At 32.3% G+C, this 3,049-nt stretch carries 2 protein-coding genes; both read left to right on the forward strand.

Annotated elements, in window-relative coordinates; genetic code table 11:
• Positions 1-206: hypothetical protein (locus F6K13_RS25850; RefSeq protein ID WP_353735719.1), on the forward strand; the 206-nt coding region annotated here is incomplete at its 5' end.
• A gap of 179 nt (positions 207-385) precedes the next feature.
• The gene (locus F6K13_RS25855; protein WP_124146309.1) at positions 386-2,884 is read left to right on the forward strand and encodes a tetratricopeptide repeat-containing sulfotransferase family protein; all 2,499 of its coding nucleotides are present in this window, start codon (positions 386-388) and stop codon (positions 2,882-2,884) included.
• Positions 2,885-3,049: the final 165 nt, after the last annotated feature.

Consider the following 3,049-nt stretch of genomic DNA (forward strand, 5'->3'; position numbering starts at 1 on the left):
GTTCTGGCACTAAAGTTATAGAATTTTTTGCTCCTGAATATATAGTTAAATACTATTGGATAGTTAGCAATGTATGTGGCTTGGAATATTACTACTTATTAGGTGATGAATTTGATAAATACTTTTCTGGTCAACCATTCCATAAAGATATTCTTGTTAATTTGCAGAAACTATTAGACTTAATGAAACTTGCAAAAATTATTTAACTCACTGCGCTCTAAGGTTAATAATACTAATAGAGATTTCCAATAATAAAAAATAAAATCAATTATCGCACTCTTATTTATCAATTATTTACCCCTACTCCCTACTCCCTACTCTTTCTTTTCTGAAGATGTCTAATGATATAATCATTAATGAAGTAAGTATGGCTAACATTAACTGAATGGAAAACCCAGAAGCAGCAGCATTAAAATTTAACGAAGAAGCAGAACATTATCTAACTCAAGGAAATTTTGAAAAAGCTTATGCTACTTGCTTAAAAGCTTTAGAATTAGTTCCATATTTTGCACCTGCTAGTAATACAATAGGGCAAATAATGGAAAAAATAGATGCCTTAGATTCAGCTATTGATTGGTATAACAAAGCTTTGGAAAAACAACCAAACCTAGCTGAACTTCATGCAAATTTAGGTAAAATTTATGTCAAACAACAACAGTTGCATAAAGCTATTACTTGCTACGAAATAGCCACTAAACTACAACCAAATTTTGCCGATGCTTATCGTGCCCTAGCACAAATATGGCATCAAATAGATAAGCCAGAATTAGCTGCCTCTTGTTGGTATAAAGCACTGAATTTAAAACCAGAATGGGCAACAGATTTAGAATATCTGAAATTGGCAAAAACTCTATTAAAATACCAGCTAAAGAAAGAAGCGATCGCTTGTTATGAACAAGCACTTAAATTAAATCCAAATCTATCCCAAGCACATCATAATTTAGGAGAAATTTATAGTGGTGAAGAAAATTGGCAAGAAGCTATATTAAACTACCAAAAAGCTATTCAAGTTAATCCCAAATTTTCCTGGTCTCATCACAGCTTAGGCAAAGCTTTCGCCAATATTCAGCAGTGGGAAAAAGCAATTTCCTCTTATGAACAAGCACTTCAACTAAACCCTGAAACTGCTGTTACTTATCATTGTCTTGGAGATGCTTTAGTCAATCAAAAAAATTTAGATGCAGCAATTACTGCTTATCAAAAAGCCATAGAATTACAGCCTGAAATTTGGGTGGTTCATCATAAATTAGCAAATATTTTTCAAGAAAAAGAAGAATTAGAGCCAGCCATCCTTGCTTACCATCAAGCTATTCAATTAAATCCAGATTTTCTCTGGTCTTACTACAGTTTAGGAGAAACATTAATCAAGTTACAAAGGTGGAATGAAGCAGTAGTAGCTTTTCTTTATGCCTTTAAAATTAATCAAGATTTATCAAATATCCATGAAAAATTAGGATATGCCCTCGAACAACAATCTCAATCAAATTTACCAGAAACTATTAACTATTATTCCCAGATTATTCAAAACCCTCAACCACAAAAATCTAGCCCCATTAAAGAATTATCAATTCAGCCAGAAGCACCAGAATTTTACTTAAAATTAGGAAACTTACTAGGACAGAAAAATTTATTTAATGCAGCAATAATAATTTATAACCTGGGTTTGCAAGTCCAGCAAAATCATCCAGAAATTACTAACAAACTGGCTCAACTAGAAAACAAAAAAAATCAACTAGACCAGGAACTTACTAACTGCCAAAATACCGTCAACAAAAATCCCAAAAATTTCCGTCATCACTATCAACTAGGCAACATATTCTTCAAACTTCAGAGATTCGACAAAGCCATAACAACTTACATAAATGCCATTCAACTCAAACCTGAATATCCCTGGTTTTTCTTCTATTCAAACTTATTAAATTTTATTATTAAACAACGAAAGCTCCAGCAAGTATTAGAATTATTTCAAAAAATTACTCAAGAAAATCAAGACAGTATTTGGTCTTACATTAACCTCGGAGAAATTCTCACAGCAACAGGAAACTTAGATGCAGCAATCAAAAATTATCAAACCGCCTCCTACAACAAAACCCGTCAACTTAATCCTTCCTTTGTTAAAAATCATTGGAATTTACAAAATGCCAGAGGTCCTAACTTTATTATTATTGGTGCTCAAAAAAGTGGTACAACTTCACTAGAAAATTACATAGCTCAAAACCCCCATGTTATACCAGCAATAAAAAAAGAGACTCATTTCTGGTATCGAGACTTCAACAAAGGAATTAATTGGTATCTTGCCCACTTTCCTCCAATTCCTAAATCAGAAAATTTTATCACCGGAGAAGCAACCCCTAACTATTTAGAAAATCATCAAGCTGCCGAGCGAATATACAATGTATTTCCAGAAGTAAAACTATTAGTAATATTGAGAAATCCTATAGATAGAGCCTTCTCTCAATACCATCATTGGATTAGACTAAATTGGGAAGACCGCACCTTTGAAACAGCCATAAATTCCGAGTTAGAAATACTCAGAAAAAATCCCGAAAAACCAGAGGGAGGCAAAAATTATTGGCAGCAACCAGGTAACTATATAGGGCGTGGTATTTATATAGAATTTATCAATAAATGGTTAGCAATATTTCCCAGAGAACAACTACTTATTTTAAAAGGAGAAGACCTTTATGAAAAACCTGTAGAAACAATGAAACAAGTTTTTGAATTTTTAGGACTGCCAGAACATCAACTTTCAGAATATAGAAAGTTAAACCCTGGGTCTTATTCATCAATAAGTAATGAGATGCGCCAGAGGTTGAGTGAATATTTTCAACCTCATAATCAGAGGTTAGAGGAATATTTAGGAATGAATTTTGATTGGGAATAAAATTTAACTTGCTTCAGTTTTGTACAATAGTTAAAATCAAAATAAATTACATTGAACAGTATCGTCATTTTTAATATAAGGAGTAGTTTATGGCAAGAAAAATCTTAAAAGGTAAAGATGCAAAAATGCTCGAAAAGCCTATAAAAAAAGATATTAAATGGACTA

Origin of the sequence: Okeania sp. SIO2B9 (genome assembly GCF_010672505.1) — a bacterium.
In the GTDB taxonomy this organism is placed as follows: domain Bacteria; phylum Cyanobacteriota; class Cyanobacteriia; order Cyanobacteriales; family Microcoleaceae; genus Okeania; species Okeania hirsuta.